Annotated in this window: 2 protein-coding genes and 2 pseudogenes; 1 reads left to right on the top strand and 3 read right to left on the bottom strand. The window is 45.5% G+C overall.

All coding sequences use genetic code 11. The features are described 5' to 3' along the window. Window positions 1–190, top strand: a pseudogene (locus tag AK963_RS36280) (IS630 family transposase); the annotation flags it as partial. Here the strand turns inward: AK963_RS36280 and AK963_RS29295 are convergent. The 3 genes and pseudogenes from AK963_RS29295 to AK963_RS36275 form a co-directional block, all read right to left on the bottom strand. Continuing rightward, window positions 180–533: a hypothetical protein gene (locus tag AK963_RS29295; RefSeq protein WP_066018764.1), complete on the bottom strand. Its 354-nt coding sequence runs from the start codon at window positions 531–533 to the stop codon at window positions 180–182. The pseudogene AK963_RS36280 and the gene AK963_RS29295 sit on opposite strands and share 11 nt — an antisense overlap. Window positions 534–631: 98 nt before the next feature. Further along, window positions 632–994, bottom strand: coding sequence for an MOSC domain-containing protein (locus AK963_RS29290; protein WP_175404733.1), 363 nt, complete (start codon window positions 992–994; stop codon window positions 632–634). An 18-nt stretch (window positions 995–1012) separates the two neighbouring features. Then, window positions 1013–1202: pseudogene (locus AK963_RS36275) on the bottom strand (IS630 family transposase); the annotation flags it as partial.

The raw sequence follows: 1202 nt of genomic DNA, 5'->3' as shown, positions 1-1202 counted from the left end.
ACCATTCGCACCGGAGTTAAACAGCTCAGAAAGGCTATGGGAGTGGATGCGGGAGCATGACTTATCAAACAAAGCATTTTCAGGTTATGAAAATATTGTAGATTGTTGCTGTGAAGCTTGGAATAACCTTTGCAGCGAAGCTGGTCGACTGTTCAGTCTGTGCTCCCGTGATTGGGCAGTTATACAGTAGTTAGAAAATTCAATTGGTATGAAGACAGGATATAGACGGCCATCAGTGGTAGCCAATACTTCAGAGCCCGCTGATAACACGTTTTAACAGGTAGATATTCATCCCTCAGTACGGAGGCCAGATAGAGAATCAAAGCACCCTGGTAGACAGGCATCATTAATAGGCCTGCTCCAGAAGCCAGCCATAAAATGGAATCATCGCCCTCCTGATAAATGGCGTCACAGATACCATAGAATATTTCCAGGGGAATAATAACCGGTAGTACCACAGCGCAGATACTGCGAAAATTAGTTTTGAAGAAAAAGAGTGACTCTTTCAATACGTCGTTAAATAGTTTCATCATTGTTATTCAGTTGAATCATTGTTTTATGCCTGTCCTTAGGCTCTTTAATGCATCATACCGGTGAGACGAGGCCAACTCACCTGTTAAATGGATTATGGTTACCAGACATATTCCAGTGGCTGGTGGGGCTCCGCCGGGAGTTCAACGCGAATGCTGTCTTCTGGCATAACCTTTCCGCTAGCAACAACAATGCCCATAACACCGGTTTTACGGATCACCTTGCCGTCCTCGTCTCGATCAATCACGGCCTTAAGCAGGCCTTTCTGAAAATGATCTATCTGCACACAGGGGTTACGCAAAGCGGTCAGCTCAATAACGACGCTATTTCCAATCAACAGGCGGGTGCCAGTGGGCAGGCCGAGCAGATTGATGCCGCGGGTATTGATATTCTCACCCAGTTCTCCAGCCTTCACGGTAAAGCCTTTTTCCAGTAACTCATCAAACAGCTCGGTCTGAATCATACCAATTGAATTTTCTAACTACTGTATAACTGCCCAATCACGGGAGCACAGACTGAACAGTCGACCAGCTTCGCTGCAAAGGTTATTCCAAGCTTCACAGCAACAATCTACAATATTTTCATAACCTGAAAATGCTTTGTTTGATAAGTCATGCTCCCGCATCCACTCCCATAGCCTTTCTGAGCTGTTTAACTCCGGTGCGAATGGT

Origin of the sequence: Endozoicomonas atrinae, assembly GCF_001647025.1 — a bacterium.
In the GTDB taxonomy this organism is placed as follows: Bacteria; Pseudomonadota; Gammaproteobacteria; order Pseudomonadales; family Endozoicomonadaceae; genus Endozoicomonas; species Endozoicomonas atrinae.
The sequence above is the reverse complement of the archived record's forward strand: the minus strand, read 5'-3'. Positions and strand labels throughout refer to the sequence as shown.

Coding starts and splice junctions, on each gene's coding strand:
- AK963_RS29290 (WP_175404733.1), bottom strand. CDS start 994: ATGATTCAGACCGAGCTGTTTGATGAGTTACTGGAAAAAGGCTTTACC.
- AK963_RS29295 (WP_066018764.1), bottom strand. CDS start 533: ATGATGAAACTATTTAACGACGTATTGAAAGAGTCACTCTTTTTCTTC.